The sequence below is a fragment of the Halochromatium salexigens genome (assembly GCF_016653295.1).
GTDB classification, from domain to species: Bacteria; Pseudomonadota; Gammaproteobacteria; order Chromatiales; family Chromatiaceae; genus Lamprobacter; species Lamprobacter salexigens.
Map to the genome: position 1 here is coordinate 1 of NZ_NHSF01000054.1, position 17,138 is coordinate 17,138.

At 64.4% G+C, this 17,138-nt stretch carries 19 protein-coding genes and 1 pseudogene; 11 read left to right on the plus strand and 9 right to left on the minus strand.

The annotated features are described in order from the left end of the window. Positions 1-1,128: Lcl C-terminal domain-containing protein (locus tag CCR82_RS19330; RefSeq protein ID WP_201244911.1), on the plus strand; the 1,128-nt coding region annotated here is incomplete at its 5' end. A gap of 676 nt (positions 1,129-1,804) precedes the next feature. Here CCR82_RS19330 and CCR82_RS08185 read toward each other — a convergent pair. After that, positions 1,805-2,206 carry a type II toxin-antitoxin system VapC family toxin gene (locus tag CCR82_RS08185; protein WP_201244913.1) on the minus strand — a complete coding sequence of 134 codons (402 nt, stop codon included), beginning with the start codon at positions 2,204-2,206 and terminating at the stop codon, positions 1,805-1,807. Beyond that, entirely contained in the window at positions 2,203-2,439 is a 237-nt protein-coding gene (locus CCR82_RS08190) for a hypothetical protein (protein WP_201244915.1), read from the minus strand. Before CCR82_RS08190 ends, CCR82_RS08185 begins: the two co-directional genes overlap by 4 nt. Before the next feature lie 231 nt (positions 2,440-2,670). Here CCR82_RS08190 and CCR82_RS08195 point away from each other — a divergent pair, with 231 nt between their 5' ends. Next, positions 2,671-3,117, plus strand: a complete 447-nt coding sequence (locus CCR82_RS08195) for a recombinase family protein (protein WP_201244916.1) — start codon at positions 2,671-2,673, stop codon at positions 3,115-3,117. Positions 3,118-3,119: 2 nt separating this feature from the next. Here the strand turns inward: CCR82_RS08195 and CCR82_RS18645 are convergent, their stop codons facing one another. The 4 genes and pseudogenes from CCR82_RS18645 to CCR82_RS08210 all read right to left on the minus strand — a co-directional run bounded on the left by CCR82_RS18645 (position 3,120) and on the right by CCR82_RS08210 (position 6,762). Then, on the minus strand, positions 3,120-3,572 hold the full coding sequence (locus tag CCR82_RS18645) for an IS66 family transposase (RefSeq protein WP_276570555.1): 453 nt from the start codon (positions 3,570-3,572) through the stop codon (positions 3,120-3,122). A 24-nt stretch (positions 3,573-3,596) separates the two neighbouring features. Continuing rightward, positions 3,597-4,340 (minus strand): annotated as a pseudogene (locus tag CCR82_RS18650) (DEAD/DEAH box helicase family protein); the annotation flags it as partial. A 73-nt stretch (positions 4,341-4,413) separates the two neighbouring features. After that, positions 4,414-5,397: an aldolase catalytic domain-containing protein gene (locus CCR82_RS08205; protein WP_201244920.1), complete on the minus strand. Its 984-nt coding sequence runs from the start codon at positions 5,395-5,397 to the stop codon at positions 4,414-4,416. Between the two features lie 117 nt (positions 5,398-5,514). Further along, positions 5,515-6,762 carry a S1 RNA-binding domain-containing protein gene (locus CCR82_RS08210; RefSeq protein WP_201244922.1) on the minus strand — a complete coding sequence of 416 codons (1,248 nt, stop codon included), beginning with the start codon at positions 6,760-6,762 and terminating at the stop codon, positions 5,515-5,517. Between the two features lie 300 nt (positions 6,763-7,062). Between CCR82_RS08210 and CCR82_RS08215 the strand changes: the two genes are divergently transcribed. Genes CCR82_RS08215 through CCR82_RS08230 form a run of 3 tightly spaced genes read left to right on the plus strand, consistent with a single transcriptional unit; the run spans position 7,063 to position 10,818 of the window. Beyond that, positions 7,063-8,031 (plus strand): acetyltransferase, encoded by a 969-nt coding sequence (locus CCR82_RS08215; protein WP_201244924.1) that lies wholly within the window; start codon positions 7,063-7,065, stop codon positions 8,029-8,031. 34 nt (positions 8,032-8,065) lie between these two features. Continuing rightward, positions 8,066-9,010, plus strand: a complete 945-nt coding sequence (locus CCR82_RS18655; RefSeq protein WP_242513350.1) for a gamma-glutamylcyclotransferase — start codon at positions 8,066-8,068, stop codon at positions 9,008-9,010. 20 nt (positions 9,011-9,030) lie between these two features. Further along, on the plus strand, positions 9,031-10,818 hold the full coding sequence (locus CCR82_RS08230) for a RyR domain-containing protein (RefSeq protein ID WP_207190955.1): 1,788 nt from the start codon (positions 9,031-9,033) through the stop codon (positions 10,816-10,818). Positions 10,819-10,843: 25 nt separating this feature from the next. On the opposite strand, the gene CCR82_RS08235 is transcribed toward CCR82_RS08230, so the two are convergent. From CCR82_RS08235 to CCR82_RS08245, 3 genes are all read right to left on the minus strand, one after another. Beyond that, positions 10,844-11,350, minus strand: a complete 507-nt coding sequence (locus CCR82_RS08235; RefSeq protein WP_201244928.1) for a DUF1249 domain-containing protein — start codon at positions 11,348-11,350, stop codon at positions 10,844-10,846. An 83-nt stretch (positions 11,351-11,433) separates the two neighbouring features. Further along, positions 11,434-11,805: a thioredoxin gene (trxA, locus tag CCR82_RS08240; protein WP_201244930.1), complete on the minus strand. Its 372-nt coding sequence runs from the start codon at positions 11,803-11,805 to the stop codon at positions 11,434-11,436. A gap of 39 nt (positions 11,806-11,844) precedes the next feature. Beyond that, complete coding sequence (locus CCR82_RS08245; RefSeq protein WP_201244932.1) at positions 11,845-12,483, minus strand: class I SAM-dependent methyltransferase; 639 nt, start codon at positions 12,481-12,483, stop codon at positions 11,845-11,847. A gap of 129 nt (positions 12,484-12,612) precedes the next feature. On the opposite strand from CCR82_RS08245, the gene CCR82_RS08250 reads away from it, so the two are divergent. The 6 genes from CCR82_RS08250 (at position 12,613) to CCR82_RS08275 (ending at position 17,124) form a co-directional block, all read left to right on the plus strand. Further along, positions 12,613-13,092, plus strand: a complete 480-nt coding sequence (locus CCR82_RS08250) for an Rrf2 family transcriptional regulator (protein WP_201244934.1) — start codon at positions 12,613-12,615, stop codon at positions 13,090-13,092. A gap of 88 nt (positions 13,093-13,180) precedes the next feature. Beyond that, entirely contained in the window at positions 13,181-14,110 is a 930-nt protein-coding gene (gene prmB / locus CCR82_RS08255; protein WP_201244936.1) for a 50S ribosomal protein L3 N(5)-glutamine methyltransferase, read from the plus strand. A gap of 129 nt (positions 14,111-14,239) precedes the next feature. After that, complete coding sequence (hemN, locus tag CCR82_RS08260; RefSeq protein ID WP_201244938.1) at positions 14,240-15,709, plus strand: oxygen-independent coproporphyrinogen III oxidase; 1,470 nt, start codon at positions 14,240-14,242, stop codon at positions 15,707-15,709. 88 nt (positions 15,710-15,797) lie between these two features. Further along, a complete protein-coding gene (gene thiE, locus CCR82_RS08265; RefSeq protein ID WP_201244940.1) occupies positions 15,798-16,457 on the plus strand; it encodes a thiamine phosphate synthase in 660 nt (219 codons plus the stop codon). Between the two features lie 164 nt (positions 16,458-16,621). Next, positions 16,622-16,864 (plus strand): type II toxin-antitoxin system Phd/YefM family antitoxin, encoded by a 243-nt coding sequence (locus tag CCR82_RS08270; protein ID WP_201244942.1) that lies wholly within the window; start codon positions 16,622-16,624, stop codon positions 16,862-16,864. Beyond that, positions 16,861-17,124 (plus strand): Txe/YoeB family addiction module toxin, encoded by a 264-nt coding sequence (locus tag CCR82_RS08275; protein WP_201244944.1) that lies wholly within the window; start codon positions 16,861-16,863, stop codon positions 17,122-17,124. The genes CCR82_RS08270 and CCR82_RS08275 overlap by 4 nt, the downstream gene beginning before the upstream one ends. The last annotated feature ends 14 nt before the right edge of the window (positions 17,125-17,138 follow it).

Below are 17,138 nucleotides of genomic sequence, written 5' to 3' on the forward strand. Positions count from 1 at the left end.
CTCTATAATCATCACATTCCTCAGCGCAACCTCGGCCACATCAGCCCGGTGCAGGCGCTGATCAACTGGCATAAAACCCATCCGGAGTTGTTCGTGGTTGATCCTAACAATCTCCCGGGACTTGACATTGCGGGCTATCCATCACGCGATCCTGAGGACTTCCTCGAGTTCGTGATCGTCGGCCGTGAAGCGGAAGCGCTTGGCCAAGGCATCCCGATCCTTGGCCTGCCGACGCTGGAGCCACAAGCGAGCATGGCACGCAATCCAGCGGGCGAATGCGCGATGCAGTTGACCGCCAGCTACGACAACGTCCCCGTACCGAGTCTCTTCACCGGACTGGGCGGTGGCGCGGAGAGCTTCAATCCATTCTTCGAAGACAGCGGTGCTTGGGAGGTGGTCGAACCGGACGGCAGCGAGACCCTGGAGCTGGGTGAGGAGCCGATGCAAGCCTGGCTCAGCGCCGCCGAGGATCAAACTTATACCTTGCGCTTTGGCGGCCACAGCAAGCTCGGCAGCTTCGTGCGCCAGTATGAGGAGATCGAGGTCACCTTTGACCAGGATGACGAGGCATGCAGCTGCGAAGAGGAGCTGATCGCCGGGCGCTATCAGCAGATCGGCGAGGATTGCGGGATCATCCGTGATCTCGTCAATGGGCTGGATTGGCAACGCTGTGCGGTGGGTCAGACCTGGGATGCAGAGGATCAGCAATGTGAGGGAGAGGCAGAAAGGTTTTTCTGGGCGGAGGCGTCAACACTTACCGCCCCGGATGGTTTCCGGACGCCGTCGATCTGGGAGCTGCGAACGTTAGTCTACTGTTCTAACAAATGGCCTCCCTTCCAAGACCCTGCATGGTCTGATCCGCGGCCGATAGGACCCACGTGTGGATACGCTGACGTCCCGTTTGACAGGCCAGCGATCATTAGTGTTGCCTTTCCGAACCTGCCGAACACCTACCGGAACGACTTCAGCACACAGCATAATTTCTGGTCCTCCACGGCAGATCCCCAAGTGGCTCCAGTGAATATGACGGGCCATGCGTTTACCGTCAATTTCCATCTTGGCTGGGCGAGTCCCTACATTAAGCATGCGGCAGATTTGCCCGTTCGCCTCGTGCGCCCGGCACAGTAATTTCTCCCTTGCGCCAACCGATTGCGCAACATCGAGGAAGTTGGCGATAAAGCACCAGGACTAAGTCCCGCTCACTCGTATGGCGATAGCAGTAAGCTGTCGCCATCGAGATTCATCCTCCGTTTATGTGTCTGCAGGCGCAGATCTAAAATCCGGATGCTCGCCTCCCTGCACGGAAGCACTTGCAGAGCACTCTTCGTGTAGCAAGAGTGTTTGATCAGTCAACACCGCGCCGTCAAAAGCGCGGTGTCTCTTTGCTCGCAGTCTCCTTTGCAACGGTACGCGATCGATAGCTTTATGGTCTTCGGGCAGAGTCGAGAGCGGTAGGGACCACACTCACGCCACCATCCGCTTGATCTGCTGCTCGACATAAACACGACTGTTGGGTCTACCCCATGTTGAAGATCATGCATGCGCTCGGGCTTGAGGTTCAGCTGGCACCAGCTAGCAGTGGGCGTCAGAATAATCTGGATGTGGGCCTCGGTTGATCAGACCTTGTTCTGTTCTAGCTTGAGGGAGACCGACATCGCGACTCAAGATCAGCTTCGAGCCAATGAGTAATGGAGCGATACCTGTCGCCTAGCCCAAGCCTTTGTCCAACTTGGTACACGTATCCTGATCAGACCCGCGCTTAAGCAGATCACACGGGGATTTCTCGCCCTGTCTCGAGGAAAGATCAGCGCCATACGGGCACTCGCATCGAGTCGAAGTGGTGGTCATAGGTCCACACCGGCAGGCTTAAGCGTGACGCCAAGATGGCGAGGGTGGCGTCGAACAGGGTGATGGACTGATCGGGATAGCGAGCGACCAGCAGCGTGGCGTCGCGGTAGTCCTGTGGGCTTGGATTCACCCAGGCGCTGCCAGCGCGCATATCGTCGATCCAGTTGGACGCGCTAGCAAAACCCAGTCGATACAGGATGAGGGAGTAGGCCTCCGAGAGGATCGGATAGGCGATCACGACTGACATCCCCTGGTTCGCTAAGTCGTTCAGCTGCTCCTGCGAGCGCTTGTGGTGCTGGTCGTCCGGATCGACCGCAGCATAGAGCGGTCCCGTATCGGCGAGAACGCTTCGGCTCACCTTGATGTCAGGTACTGGTCGTGAGAGACGCTGACATCGTCCTTGCCGCTTCCACGCTCAGCGGGGCGGATGCGTAAAACGGCTGGACTGGGCAGATAGCCGCGCTCGCCGAGGTATTCGCGCACGGCTGATTGGACAACCGCCGTCAGTTGCACCGGCACCGCCTGCTCGGCCACGAAGTGCTCAAGTGCTTGCTCGAGGTCATCCGGAAGGGTGATGGTTGCGCGCTTCATCTTGCGATGATAGCACCAGTTGGTGCTCCTGGTGCACGGTGCGCTCAGTTTGACGTTCGGGTCCAAACCTCAGGGGTCTGACTCTGTCCAGGTCCGGGGGCCGAGCCGATTGCGCACAAGGCCCACTCAGTCAACTTCCAGATAGGCGCCACATCCGGTCACAGTGGGCCTGTTGTGAGATCGAGCGGGGTCGGATCGGTGCGGCCCCTGTCTTGAATCGATACCTCAGCGGTGGACAGAAAGGTCAGGGCGAAGGGCGTACAGATCGGTAAAGCGATGCTGACGATGCTCGCAGTGGTCGCGGAGCTGGACCGGGAGAACATGCGCGCTCGGCAAATGGCAGGTATCGAGCGCGCCAAGGCCGAGGGTAAGTCGCTTGGGCGTCCATCCAAGATCAATCCGGCTCTGGTGAAGGCGTGGCGGATCGAGCATCGCCGAAACCGCGAGCCACTTCGGCATCAACACCACCTCGGTGAAGCGGGCTTGCGCCTCTTGAAGCCGTTCCTCTCGAGCGTGGGAGCGATGCGTCAAATCCGGCAACAGACAGTCCTTGTGAGATCAGCGAAATGCTGGTCTATTGCTGGTCTCGAAGTAGTCGTTCAGACACCCACCATTGGAGCCGGCAACGCCGGAGCCGACCGGCCGGCGCGTCGCTCCGTGATGACAGCACTCAGATAGGGCTAAGGCGGATGCCCGCGTTGGCGGCAGGTTTCGATCACGCTGGCAAGCAAGGTGAAGGTGCGTGACCCGGCCTCGTTGCGCGTTCCCATCATGATGCGCCGGGCAATGACCCAGTGGCGCAGGGCCTGCTCGGCGGCATTGTTGGTGATCGGCCACTGAGGATGCTCCAAGACCCGGAAGATCGCCTCCCAGTCGTTCAACAGTTCCACCGCCAAGGCGTTGGTCTTGGCATGGCGGTGCCCAAGCCGACGCCGACAGGCGCTGCGCAGTTGGTCAAGCAACGGGGCATAGCGGGTTGGCAACTCGCCCGGCGGGCCGTCTCGAGCGGCCTGGATCGCCTCCGTCAGGGTGTTGAAGGTGTCTTGCACCTCTCGTCCAAAGGCCTGGGCCTCATGATCGAGGCTGTCTATCAACCCTTGCGCCTTGCGCGTGAGGTGCGCCCAGCAGCGCAGCCGCTGGGGAAGGTGGCGGTAGGCAAAGGGCTTGAAGTCGTTGGTCTTGGTCTGATCGGCCAGGATGTTGCGGTCGACCAGGAACAGGATGCGTTGCTTGGCGCCGGATCGCCACAGCCGCCAGATGATCTGAAAGGCGGTGTAGGTCTTGCCTGTCCCGGTGGCCATGACCAGCAGGATGCGGTTCAGGCCGCAGGCAACGGCCTCGACGGTGCGGTTGATGGCGATGCGCTGGTAATAGCGGGGCACCCTGCCGGAACCGTCGTCAAAGTAGTCCTGAACCGCGACCGCTTGCACCTCTGCCGCCAACCCCTTGGCCTTGCAGTAGCGTGCCCAGAGTTCGGCTGGGCTGGGGAATTGGTCGAGCGGGATCTCGCGGATCACGGCCCCGGCGGTCAGCGTGGCTCCGCTGGTCAGCGTGCGGTCGTGCTCCAGAAAGGCGTCGCCGTTGGTGCTGTAGACGAAGGGGATATCCAGCATTTCCGCGCAATCCAGCGCTTGCTGCATGCCGTCACCGACGGTGTGGTTGTTGTCCTTTGCCTCGATGAGCGCAAGCGGGATATTGGGCTTGTAGAAGAGGATGTAGTCGGCGCGTCGGGCAACGCCGCGCTTCACCGTCTTGCCGCGCACGATGACCCGCCCCTTGATGAAGTAGACCTCCTCGTGAATCTGCGTGAGGAGATCCCACTTGTCGCCGTTCACGCCGACCAGCGCGGGCGTGATGAACTTGGAGCGAATGTCTGCTTCGGTCAGCGCCTTCTTGTTCATGCCTGGATGAGCTTCCTTGGTCGATCGGTTCGCTCAGCCCGGCGGGATGCGAGTCGGCAATCGCTTGGTTGATCTAGAACTCGGCGACGACCTTGTCGTAGAAGGCGAGGAAGTCGTCCGGGGTCGGCCCCTCGCGCCACTCGATCGCCGCGCGTGGATGCTGATTGAGCTGACCGGTGAGGTTGTAGGGGATCATCGGCCCCCATTCGATCTCGCGGCGCAGCGGCAGGATGTGCTCTTGGATCACCTCGAGGATCGGGCGCACCTCGAACTTCGGATTGCGCAAAAAACCGAGCAGCATTTCGGTGTGGCAGTTCCCGGCGCCGCGCCCGAAGCCGAAGATGGTGGCATCGACGCGATTGCAGCCGAGGATGATCGCCTCGATGGTGTTGGCGAACGCGAGCTGCAGATTATTGTGCGCGTGGATGCCGATCTCCTTGCCGGTCCCGGCGAGCGCATCGGCGTACTTGTGATAGAGCCGGTCGATCTGCTCACGGTAGAGGTGGCCGAAGCTGTCGACGATGACCATAGTGCTGGCTGGCGTTGGCGCGATGGCCTCGAGGACGGTGTCGATCTCCTCCTCGGTGATGTTGGAGACCGCCATCAGGTTGGCGGTGGTCTCGTAGCCCAGCTCGGCGGCGTGGCGGATCATGTCCACCGCCTCCGAGACCTGGTGTGCGTAGAAGGCGACCCGGATCATGCTCAGCGGACTGTCGGCGGCGGGCACGAGCTGAGTCTCCCAGTCGCTCTTGCCGGCATCGGCCATGGCGGCCAGTTTCAGCCCAGTGGCCTCGGGGTCGTGGTCGCCGACCACGCGCTGTAGGTCGCCCTCGTCGCAATGGCGCCAGGGGCCGAACTGTTCGCGTGGAAAGGTCCGCGGGGAGTTCTTGTAGCCGATCTCCATGTAGTCGACACCGGCCGCGATACAGGCCCGGTAACAGGCACTGACGAAGGCGTCATCGAAGCGGTGGCCATTGACCAGGCCGCCATCGCGGACCGTGCAGTCCAAGACCTTGAGTGCTGGCCTGTAGGTGATCCACGGGGCCTTGTCTGTCATGGGTGTGTCTCCGGGCTGATCTCAGCCTTGGATGCCGCTGGCGTCCGGCGCGCGGCGATAGAGGGTGTCGACAATCAACGATCACCCGCATGCGAGGGGCAATCGGGTTCAGGGGGCTCAGCGCGCATCACCCTGCCCGAGCTGGGCCTTGAGCAGTTCGCCCAGGGTGCCGACGCCGGCATCCTCGTCCTTGGTCTTGTCGCGCGCGCGCTGGCGTCGTTCATCCGAAGGCGCTGACGCATCGGACTGTCCCGTGCTGGCTTCGGCCTCTTGCAGTCGCTCGGGCGCCAGCGAGAGACCGATGCGGCGGCGCTCGCTATCGACCTGCACGACCACGGCATCGACCTGCTGGTCGACCTGCACCACGTCCTTGGGATGCTCGACCCGTCTGCCCGCGCCGAGTTCGCTGACATGCACCAGGCCGGTGAGACCAGGCTCGAGTTCGACGAAGGCGCCGAAGGGCTCGAGGCGCTCGATGCGCCCGCGCACCTGGGTGCCGGGTCGGTAGCGCTGCGCGGCATCGGACCAGGGGCTCTTGGCCAGGGCGCGCATCGAGAGCGCGATCCGCTCCGGGCGCTTGGGGTTGTTGGTCTGCTCGATGCGCAGCACCGCGACCTCGATCTCCTGGCCGATGCTCAGCACCTCTTCGGGATGGCGCACGCGGCCGAGCGCCAGCTCGCTGATGTGGATCATGCCCTCGACGCCACCCAGATCGACGAAGGCGCCAAACTCTTGCAGGCCGACCACGGTGCCGGCGAGCACGGCGCCGGGCTCGAGCTTGGCGCGGACTTCGGCGGCGCGCTCGGCCTGCGCCTCTTCGAGGATGGCACGTCGCGAGACCACTAGGTTCAGCCGTCGCCCGCCCTCGAATTTGGTGATGCGAAACGACGCGCGCTCGCCGACCAGGGTGGAGAGATCCTCGATGAAACGCAGATCGGCCTGCGAGGCCGGGCAGAAGGCGCGCTGGCCGGCGATCTGCACCTCGAGCCCACCCTTGGTGGTGCCGGTGATCTGGCCCTCGACCGGGGTGCCGGCCTGGAACGCGGCCTGGAGCTGATCGGCACCATGGGCATGGCGCGCGTGGCGAGAGCCGAGCACCAGGGTGCCGGTGTCGGGATCGATGCCGGTGACCGCCGCCTCGATGGGGTCGCCGACGGCTTTGTTCAGCTGACCCTCGGCGTCGCGCAAGTTGCTGAGTTCCAGGGTGGCCTCGGCCTTGCTCCCGATATCGACGAACGCATGCTCCTCGCCGATCTCGATGATGGTGCCTTGAACCCGGTCACCCACCTTGGGGCGTGCGGCCAGCGCCTGCTCGGTCTTTTCCAGCTCCTTGAGCAGGGCCTCGAAATCGTTGTCGTCGGTCATCGATGGGGGGCCTGTCTTCGGGCCGGTCGAAAATGGTGGGGCGATAAACGGTTGCAGGCTGTGAGCCACTGGGCGCGGACAACACACTCGTTGGGGATTCTACTCGGCTGGCAACGTCGGGGGCCAGCGTGTGGCGACTTTTCTCCTGATCTGACGCATTTTTCGGGCGCACAACCCGACCTGGCGCAAGGGCCGGGCCAATGACTGGGCCCAATGGCTGGGCTCGATGGCCGTGGGCGCGTTAAGCTAATCGCCTCGGATGCAACAAGCGACGATGAATGATTCAGGAGACCGCCACCGATGACCCGCTACGATGTCTTCAACGGCGATGCCGACGGCCTCTGTGCGCTCCAGCAGCTCCATTTGAGCGAGCCGGACGCCGAGGGAGCGGTCTTGATCACCGGTGCCAAGCGCGACATCGCCCTCGTGCAGCAGGTGCCAGCGGTCGAAGGCGATCGGGTGACGGTGCTCGATGTCTCGCTGGACAAGAATCGCGATCACCTGCTCGCGCTGCTGGAGCGCGGGGTCCGTGTGCGCTACGTCGATCATCATTATCCCGGCGAGATCCCCTCGCATCCCAACCTGACCACCCACATCGATACCACCGCAGATCAGGGCACCAGCCTCCTGGTCGATGAATTGCTCGCCGGTCGGCAGCGCGCCTGGGCCGTGGTCGGTACCTTCGGTGACAATTTCGATGCATCCGCGCGGCACGCGGCGCAACCGCTCGGCCTGGCGCAGGAGGAACTCGAGCTGCTGCGCGAACTCGGCATCCTGCTCAACTACAACGGCTACGGGACCACGCTGGCCGATCTGCATTTCCCGCCCGCGACCCTGTTCGCGCGCTTGCGCCCTTACGCCGATCCGCTCGAGTTCGCGCGCCGTGACGAGGCCTTTGCCGCTCTGCGCGCCGGCTACACCGACGATATGGCGCGCGCCCGCGCGCTGACCCCGGAGCATCGCAGCGCGACCCATCTGCTGCTGTTACTGCCGGCGGCGGCCTGGGCGCGTCGGGTCAGCGGCGTCTATGCCAATGCCTTGGCGCAGCAGGCCCCGGAGAGAGCACATGCGTTGCTGACGCGGCGCGAGCAGGGTGGTTTCCTGGTCAGCGTGCGCGCGCCGATCGCCCATCCGCAAGGCGCCGATGCGCTCTGCCGTCAGTTCGAGACCGGCGGCGGGCGTCAGGCGGCGGCGGGTATCAACCAGTTGCCGGATAGCGACTACCCGCGCTTCGTCGAGGCCTTTCTCGCGGCCTTTCGCGCGCCCTGAGTGCGTTGGAGGCTGGCGTCGGTCGAGCATTGGTATGCGGCATCTGGTCTTCGTCTATGGCACCTTGTTACGCGGCGAGGTCAATCACGGACTGCTCGAGCACGCCGACTTCGTCGGCGAGCATCGCACCGAGCCACGCTTCACGCTGGTGCGCCTCGGCGCTTATCCGGGATTGATCAGCGGTGGGCGCACAGCGGTTTCGGGCGAGCTGTACCGGGTCGATCATGCCGGGCTCAAGGCGCTCGATCGGCTCGAGGACTATCCGCGACTCTACGATCGGCGCCTGCTCGCGACCCGTTTCGGCCCGGCGTGGGCCTACCTGTATCGCGGCTCGGTGCGTGATCGGCGCCCGATCCCAAGTGGCGATTGGCGCTCGCTCTCGCAGGCCGCCACCCCGCTGCGCGCGGCTGCGGTGCGCGGCCAGCGCGATTCGAAGAACCCGGGCCGTCGACAGCAAATACGGTCCCGACTCATGGCGACGGAGACACCGATGACTACCGACACCCGTACTTCGCAGGCGAGCGAAGAAGGCCGCTTTACCCTCCAGCTCGAGCAACGCGAGGGGTATGCGATCAATGTCGCGTTCGATTGGCAACGCGCCGCCGATCTGCTGATGGACGAACCGCCGCCACTGGGCGAGACCAATGGCCCCAATGCCTCGCGTCTGCTCGCCGCCGCAGTGGGTAACTGCCTCTCGGCCAGCCTGCTCTACTGCATCGGCAAGGAGGAGCCGCCGGAGCGGAGCCTGCGCACCGAGGTGACCTGCGTGATGGTGCGCAACGAGAAGAAACGCTTGCGCATCGGGCGCATGGAGGTGCGGATGATCCTCGCGCCAATCCTGATCGAATCCAAGCGTTTCGAGCGCTGCAAGACGCTGTTCGAGGACTTCTGCGTGGTCTCGGCGAGCGTCCGCCAGGGGATTCCGATGGTGGTGTCGGTGCTCGACGAGGCGGGTCAGCTGCTGTATCGAAGCGACTGACCGCGTCGCCATCCAGCAGCATGATCGGGTTGCGCCGGCGGCGTCGGGTGCTGTTACTTGGCCAAGGGGTGCTTGCCGAGGCCTGTGAGCGGGCGTTGCAAGCGGGGCCGGAGCGGCTGCTGCGACTGGAGCCGAAGGCGGTCGATGCCCGGCAACTTCGCCAGGCCGATGTGCTGATCCTCGCCGACGCGGCTGATCCGCATGCACTCCTGGCTGGGGTGTCGCCGCGCCTCGCGCAGATCGACCGCCGGCATCCCTTGCGGGTGCTGCTGCTCGAGGATGAGGCGCGTTTGGATACCCAAGCCCTGGCCGAGGCGGCGGCCCAGCAACCGCCCTGGGTTCGACTCGAGCGAGTGCCCATCCCGCAGCAGGCGGCGCGCCGCCTGCTCGCGCGCTGGCCGTTGCACTGGGGTGCCGATGCGCGTTTTGGTCAGCGCGTTCATCTGCTGATTCAGGGCGAGAGTCGGTTCTCCGACGCGCTGCTGGTGCATGCGTTACGGGTCAGCGGTTATGGCGATCCGCGCACCCGCCTGACACTGCTCAGCGACAGGCCAGCAGCCTGGCAACAGCGGTTCGCTCGGGCCTATCCGCAGGCGCACCAGATTGCCGAGCTGCATTTCCAGTCGCTGCAAGCACCTGATCTGACGGCAGCGCCAGCGGTCACCATGGCGGTGGTCTGCGGTGCGCCGCCGGCACAGACCCTGAGCCAAGTACGCGCGCTGATCCTGCACCTGGCCGAGGCGCAACAATGCTCGCCGCCGGTCCTGGTCGAGATCGGCGATCTGCCCACCGATGGCGCGCTGGAGGACTGGGATGGTCAGTTGATCCCGCTCGAGCTGCGGCAACTGGCATTGGATCGCGCCGTGCTCCTCGAGGGGCGCGGTGATGAGCTGGCGCGGGTGATCCATGATCACTACCGCGATACCACCGAGGCGCAAGGGCGCGATCCCTCGCTCGAGCCAGCGGGCCAGCCGTGGCCACTGCTGGCCGCTTCCTATCGGGATGCGAATCGCCATCAAGCCGACCATCTCTGGGCCAAGCTGGCGGTCACCGATTGCCGCGCCGTGCCCGAGGAGCAGGTGGAGTCGTTCGCGTTCGCGCCGATGGAGGTCGAGCGACTCGCGGTCATCGAACATGCGCGTTGGGCCGCCGACCGTTGGCTCGATGGCTGGTCTTATGCGCCGACGCGCGATAATGCGCGCAAGCAGCATCCGCAACTGATCCCTTATCCGCAGCTTTCAGGGCCGATGAAGGATCTGGATCGTTTTGCCGTGCGCCTGGTGCCGACCTTGCTGGCGCGCTCCGGGCTCGGGGTGCTGAGGATGTTGGTGATCGGGCTGGTGTCGTCGCCGGTGGGGCGGTCGCGGACGCGCCGAATGGAGCGTCCGTCTCCAGGCTGGGATCGCTTGTTCCGCCAGGCGCTGAGGCGACTGGCTGCGCGCTATCCGGATCGCGCGCTGGTGGTCGGCGCCACCCTCGATGATCCAGCCGCGCGGCGATTTACCGAGCTTGCGACCGATGAGTTCGGCGCGCGCGTCTTCATCTTGCTGCGGCAACCCTTGCCGGTGCTGCTGGGCGATCTTGAGGCGCGGGCACGCCGACAGGCGCTGGCCTTGCTGACCAAGGCCGAGCGGCGCATCACCCTCTCAGCGCCGAACGCCCTCGAACACTGGCTGGAAGCGCGCGCCGAGATCCTGGTCGACCTCGGTGCCGAAGCCGACGCGCGACCGAGCGAGGCGGCGCTGCCGGAGCGAAAATGGCTACGGATCGACCCGGCGCATGGGCTGCGCTGGACTTTCGAGTATTAGCGTTTGCCGCCAGCGTGGCAGCCGGCTAGGGACTGGTAAGCAGCTCGCGTCGTCCGTCAGCGGCGGTCAGGCTGGCGCTGGCGGGAAAACCGTGCCCCTCGCGCAGGCAGTAGCCGAGCCACTTGGAGACGAACAGATTGACGCGCCACTTGGCCGCCAGCGCGGGACGCTCGTAGTGGCTCAGGACCGGCAGCACGGTTTGCCGCAGGCTCAGCACCTCGACCTGCTCGGCGTCGTGATAGGCGCGCAAGAGTGCATCCGGCTCCGAGGGCTGCTGCCCAGTGGCACCATCGGCGTGGAGCAGGTGGGTCAGGCGCAGCGTGCTGGTGTAGCGCGACTGATCGACCACCGCCAGCAACAGCTCGGCATGCCCATGCGGCTTCGAGCGCAGAGGGCCGCGCAGCCGGGGCAGCGCCGGCGCGAGCCGCAGCAGGGCGGCATAGTTTTCCTCGCACAGCGCCATCAGGCCACCGACGTTGGGCGCTGCCGCCAGCAGATCGAGGCGAGAGAAGACCAACGAGGGAGCCTGCATCGCGTGTGGGTTCTTGAGGTGGACCTAGGCCTTGCGCCGCGGCGTCCGGTGGATCGCCGCGCCTGGACGGAACGCGCCTGGTGTTAGGCGGCGCCGCCTTGTTGCTTGGCGATATCGGCGCGCACCTGGTCCATGTCCAGTTCCTTGGCCTTGGTGATCAGCTCGCGGAACGACCCCTCGGGCAGTGCGCCGGGCTGCGAGAAGATGATCACCTGATCGCGGAAGATCATCAGCGTCGGGATCGAGCGGATCTGGAAATGGGCCGCGATGCCCTGCGCCTCCTCGGTGTTGACCTTGGCGAAGACGATGTCTTCGTGGTCGTTGGACACCTTCTCGTACACCGGGGCGAACGAGCGGCAGGGACCGCACCAGGTCGCCCAGAAGTCGACGATGACGAAGGGGTTGTCGGTGATGGTTTGCTCGAAGGTCTGCTCGTTGAGTTCGACGACGGCCATGAGCGGCTCCTTTTTCGCTGGATAAATGTGGCAGGCAGTCTAACAGAATCCTTCCGCCGACCGCCGGTTCCCATCCTCGGTGCCTGGACTTTCGTGGCGTGGGTGCGTCATGGCGACGCTGAAATCCCCCGACAGATAGCCGTCGACGATGCGCAGGCCCAGGTTCCTCTCGGCGGCCCAGGCCTCGATGGTCTCGGGCATCAGATAGTTGAAGGTCATCGAATCATGATGGCCCTTGAGCAGGTTGAAGACTAGGCCCGAGCGGGCGGCGCCGAGACAGCGCTCGATGAACGCGCCGGTCTCCTCGTGCGTGAGCAGGGCCATGGCGCCGCTCGCCAGGTACCAGTCGGCGGCGGGCAGCGGGTCGCTGAGCACATCGCAGTGCAGGATCGCGCAACCGGTGCGGGCGCGGGCGCGCTCGACCATCACCTGCACCGCATCGAGGCCGATGTACTGGCGCGGCAGATCGTCGCGCTCGGCCAGGAAGGCGTGCAGATCGCCGAGCCCGCAGCCGACGTCCACCAGCGAGAGCCGGGAGAGATCGGGCGGCAGCAGATCGCGCAGCACGGCAAAGCGGATCTGCTGGCTCTCGGTGGAGCGCCAATGCACGCCTTCGGCGTTCTCGCCGTAGCGCGCCAAGGCGTGACGATAGAAGCTCTCGGTATCAACGCGGGGCATCTGAGCGTTCTCGGGTGGGTCGGGGCGCCGAGGATAAAAAATTGTTCGACGATTTTCCTTGACAATCGACCTCCCAAAAACCAAGTAAGGAGCTGGGAATTGGCCGCGATAACCTAAGGCATCAACACCATGAGACTCTCCACCAAAGGCCGCTATGCTGTCACTGCCATGCTCGATCTTGCCCTGAACTCGGGCAGGGGACCGGTGACGCTGGCCGACATCTCGGTTAACCAGGGCATTTCGTTATCCTATCTCGAGCAGTTGTTCGCCGCCCTGCGCGCCAAGCAGTTGGTGCGCGGGATCCGGGGTCCGGGCGGCGGCTACTACCTCGGCAAAGGGAGCGACGAGATCTCGATCGCCGACATCATCTGCGCGGTCGACGAATGGGTCGAATTCACCCGCTGCGGCGGGCGCGAGAACTGTCGCGGCGGCGAGCGCTGCCTCACGCACAGCCTCTGGGATCAGCTCAGCGACGAGATCTTCACCTTCCTCAGTGAGATCTCGCTCGCCGATCTGGTCGAGCGCGGGCAACGCACGACGCCGCGCCAGGACGAGCGTGTCGCGCCTCGTCGTCCCCTGCCGGAGGAGGGGAAACAGCGCGCGGCCTAGCGCTCTCGTGCCTTGGTGATGCTATCCTGTGCGATTCGGTCCACTTTGCGTCAAGTGGCCCAAGGCATCAGCGAGAGCCCCTGTCGCCATGCAGGTCGAAACCGACGAGCTTCTGACGATTCAAGACTTGATCCGCTGGGGCGCCTGTCGCTTCATCGAGGCGGGGCTGCACTTCGGCCATGGCACCGATAATGCCTTCGACGAGGCGGCCTGGCTGGTGGCGCATGCGCTCGGGATGCCACCGGCACTGACCGCCGACTACCACCAGTGCCGGGTCACGCGGGCCGAGCGCGCGGCGGTCGCCGCTTTGCTCGCGCGGCGCATCGATGAGCGCCGGCCCGCCGCTTATCTCACCGGCCGCACCTGGTTCGCCGGGCTCGAGATGAGCGTCTCCGACCAGGTCATGATTCCCCGCTCGCCGCTGGCCGAGCTGATCAGCGAGGGCTTCGCGCCCTGGACCGAGCCCGCCCAGGTCAGCCGGGTGCTCGATCTGTGTACCGGCAGCGGCTGTATCGGCATCGCGGCGGCCATGCACCTGCCCGATGCCGATGTCGATCTCGCCGACATCTCGCCGGCCGCGCTGCGCGTGGCGATGCGCAATCGCTCGCGGCATGGGCTGGAGGAGCGGGTTCGCATCATCGAATCGGACCTGTTCGCGGCGATCGACGACGAGGCGGTCTACGATGTCATCGTGTCCAACCCGCCCTATGTCGCCGCCGCCGAGCTGGAATCCCTGCCCGCTGAATACCGCCACGAGCCACAGCTCGCCTTCGCCGCTGGCGAATCGGGGCTCGATCTGGTCTTGCGTATCCTGCGCGATGCGCCAGACTTCCTCAGTGATGAGGGCCTGTTGATCGTCGAGGTTGGCAGCGCCGCCGAAACCCTGCAGGATCGCTTCCCGGAGCTGCACTGGACCTGGCTCGAGTTCGAGCACGGCGGTGATGGCGTGTTCTTGATGCACCGCCAAGAACTCGTCGATGCGCACCCGGCCTTCGCCAAGTCCGTGGCCGGCACCTGAGCGCCACGCAGGGCCGCGACAGCGCGCGGATGAGGGCAACCAGGGCGCGCAGGCCAGGCAAAGACCGAGACCACCTGATCACACAACGCAACGAGGCCCGCCGCCGGCGCCTCGAGGTAGACGATAACGATGCTTGACAAGACCCGTACCACCCCCTCCGAGGCCGGAGCCCAGGACGAAGACACCGCGCGCCCGCTGGCCAGCGAAGGCGCCGCCGATCAGCGCACGGTGTTCGATCTGGAGCTGATCCAGCGCTACGACCAGAGCGGCCCGCGCTACACCTCCTATCCGACCGCGGTCGAGTTCGACCCGGCCTTCGATGAGACGCGCTACAAGCAGGTCTGCCAAGAGACCAATGCCAGCGGCCGACCGCTCTCGCTCTACTTCCACATCCCGTTCTGCGACACGGTCTGCTTCTACTGCGCCTGCAACAAGATCGCGACCAAGGACCGCACACTAGTGCAGCCCTATCTGGAGCGCGTCTACAAAGAGCTGGCGATGCAATCGGCGCTGTTCGATGACGAGCGCGTGGTCGAGCAACTGCACTGGGGTGGCGGCACGCCGACCTTCATCAGCGGGGCGCAGATGCGCGAGCTGATGGCCGAGACGCGCAGGCATTTCAAGCTCGCCGATGATGAGGTCGGCGAATACTCGATCGAGATCGATCCGCGCGAGGCCAAGGGCGATACCATCGCGCTGCTGCGCGAGATCGGCTTCAACCGCATGAGTCTCGGCGTGCAGGATTTCGACCCGCGCGTGCAACAGGCGGTGAACCGGGTGCAGAGTCAGGACGAAACCTTCGCCGTGCTCGAGGCCGCGCGCCGCGAGGGCTTCCGCTCGATCAGCATCGATCTGATCTATGGTCTGCCGCATCAGACCGCCGAGAGCTTCCTGGATACCCTCGACAAGATCATCGCCGTCGGCCCCGAGCGCCTGTCGGTGTTCAACTATGCGCATCTGCCGCGCCGCTTCATGCCGCAGCGGCGCATCGACGAGGCCGAACTGCCACCGCCGCAGGTCAAGCTCGAGATCCTGCAGGCGACCATCGAGCGTCTGACCGACGCCGGCTGGCTCTACATCGGCATGGACCACTTCGCCCGCCCCGACGACGAGCTGGCGCTGGCGCAGCGCAACGGCACCCTGTACCGCAATTTCCAGGGCTATTCGACCCATGCCGACTGCGATCTGCTCGGCATCGGCGTGACCTCGATCGGCAAGGTTGGCGCGACCTATAGCCAGAATCGGCGCGAACTGGATGAGTACTACGCCGATATCGACGCCGGCCGGCTACCGGTGTTCCGCGGCATCGAGCTGACCCGCGATGACGAGATCCGGCGCGACGTGATCACCCGCCTGATCTGTCTCTTCAAGCTCGATTTCAGCGAGGTCGAGCGCACCTGGGATCTCAACTTCCAAGACTACTTCGGCCGTGATCTGGCCAAGCTCCAGGGCATGCAGGCCGACGGGCTGCTCGAAATCGACAGCAGCGGTATCCGCGTGCTGCCCAAGGGCCGGCTGCTGATCCGCAACATCTGCATGGCCTTCGATGCCTATATGGAAGCCAAGCAGGGGCAGGGTGGGTTCTCGAAGGTGATCTGAGTCGCGATCCCTTGAGTAGCGAGGGCTCGCCGCGCGTGTGGTGAGCCCTTCGGTGTGACCACTGCTCGGTGCACATACGGAGCCTGGAATGCTCGATTTCTCCGTCTACCTGATCACGGATGCCGCGCTCTGCGCGCGCCTCGGGCTCGTCGAGACCGTTGCGGCGGCCTTGCGCGGTGGTGTGACCGCCGTGCAGTTGCGCGATAAGCAGGCCACCGATGCCGAACTCATCGAGCAGGGCAGGGCGCTGAAAGGCCTGTTGACCGGAACCAGCGTCCCGCTGATCGTCAATGACCGGCTGGAGGTGGCGGCGGCGATCGACGCCGACGGGCTGCATCTCGGGCAATCGGATACAAGCGTCGCCGAAGCGCGTGACTGCCTTGGCGCCGATGCGATCTTGGGGCTCTCGCTGCAGACCCGCGAGCAGCTGGAGGCGCCGGAGCTGAGCTTGGTCGACTACCTTGGCGTTGGGCCGGTGTTTGCGACGGTGACCAAGCCTGATCATTCAGCGCCGCTCGGTTTTGATGGGCTGGCGGCGATCTGCGCGATGAGCCCATTGCCGGTGGTCGCCATTGGCGGCCTGAGCGCGGAGCATGCGGCGCCGGTCTGGTCCGCTGGCTCGGTCGGGATGGCCGTGGTCTCGGCGATTTGCGCCGCATCGGACCCCGAACAAGCAACCCGCGAGATTGCCGAGGCTTTTACGATCGCGCGTCTCGGCAGCGCCGATGCTGATGCTAACTCACTTTAACGGCTGCGAAGCTCAAACGGCGGGCTGAGTCTCGTTGGTCTTTGTGGCGGAAGTCCAGAGAGAACCGCAGCTAGCAGCGAAAATACGGCTGATAAAGCGTTCGTCTTGCAGTACGCACCTAAAAGCGTACGCTTGGTGCAAGGTTGAACACGCGAGAGGTGCTTATGACCGGAATGACAGCAATCGAAGCGAGCAGCAACCTTTATCGGTTGATCGACGAAACCGCCGAGTCCCACCAGCCAATTGTCATCATGGGCAAGCGGAACAAAGCGGTCTTGGTATCCGAAGAAGACTGGTCGGCCATTCAGGAAACACTTTACCTGCTCTCTGTGCCAGGTATGCGGGAGTCTATTCGAGGGGGGATGGAGACCCCCGTGGATGAATGCGATGAGGAGCTGGACTGGTGACATGGACGTTGGTTTACACCAAGCAAGCACAGAAAGACGCAAAGAAACTGGCCTCAAGCGGCCTCAAGTCAAAAGCCCAAGAGTTGTTGGGACTGATTGCAGAAGACCCTTACCGCAAGCCGCCTCCGCTTGAGAAGCTCATTGGTGATCTTGCGGGGGCGTATTCACGCCGCATTAATATCCAGCATCGTCTGGTCTACCAAGTGCTTGAGGACGAGCGAGCGGTGAAAGTTCTCAGGCTCTGGAGCCACTACGAATAATGCATAACCAGCCG

Bases quoted from the DNA above. Each gene is read 5' to 3' on its own strand.
- CCR82_RS08270 (WP_201244942.1), top strand. From the start codon at position 16,622: ATGACCGGAATGACAGCAATCGAAGCGAGCAGCAACCTTTATCGGTTG.
- CCR82_RS08190 (WP_201244915.1), bottom strand. From the start codon at position 2,439: ATGAAGCGCGCAACCATCACCCTTCCGGATGACCTCGAGCAAGCACTT.
- CCR82_RS08250 (WP_201244934.1), top strand. From the start codon at position 12,613: ATGAGACTCTCCACCAAAGGCCGCTATGCTGTCACTGCCATGCTCGAT.
- prmB (WP_201244936.1), top strand. From the start codon at position 13,181: ATGCAGGTCGAAACCGACGAGCTTCTGACGATTCAAGACTTGATCCGC.
- CCR82_RS18655 (WP_242513350.1), top strand. From the start codon at position 8,066: ATGCGGCATCTGGTCTTCGTCTATGGCACCTTGTTACGCGGCGAGGTC.
- CCR82_RS08205 (WP_201244920.1), bottom strand. From the start codon at position 5,397: ATGACAGACAAGGCCCCGTGGATCACCTACAGGCCAGCACTCAAGGTC.
- CCR82_RS08230 (WP_207190955.1), top strand. From the start codon at position 9,031: ATGATCGGGTTGCGCCGGCGGCGTCGGGTGCTGTTACTTGGCCAAGGG.
- thiE (WP_201244940.1), top strand. From the start codon at position 15,798: ATGCTCGATTTCTCCGTCTACCTGATCACGGATGCCGCGCTCTGCGCG.
- CCR82_RS08245 (WP_201244932.1), bottom strand. From the start codon at position 12,483: ATGCCCCGCGTTGATACCGAGAGCTTCTATCGTCACGCCTTGGCGCGC.
- CCR82_RS08215 (WP_201244924.1), top strand. From the start codon at position 7,063: ATGACCCGCTACGATGTCTTCAACGGCGATGCCGACGGCCTCTGTGCG.
- CCR82_RS08210 (WP_201244922.1), bottom strand. From the start codon at position 6,762: ATGACCGACGACAACGATTTCGAGGCCCTGCTCAAGGAGCTGGAAAAG.
- hemN (WP_201244938.1), top strand. From the start codon at position 14,240: ATGCTTGACAAGACCCGTACCACCCCCTCCGAGGCCGGAGCCCAGGAC.
- trxA (WP_201244930.1), bottom strand. From the start codon at position 11,805: ATGGCCGTCGTCGAACTCAACGAGCAGACCTTCGAGCAAACCATCACC.
- CCR82_RS08235 (WP_201244928.1), bottom strand. From the start codon at position 11,350: ATGCAGGCTCCCTCGTTGGTCTTCTCTCGCCTCGATCTGCTGGCGGCA.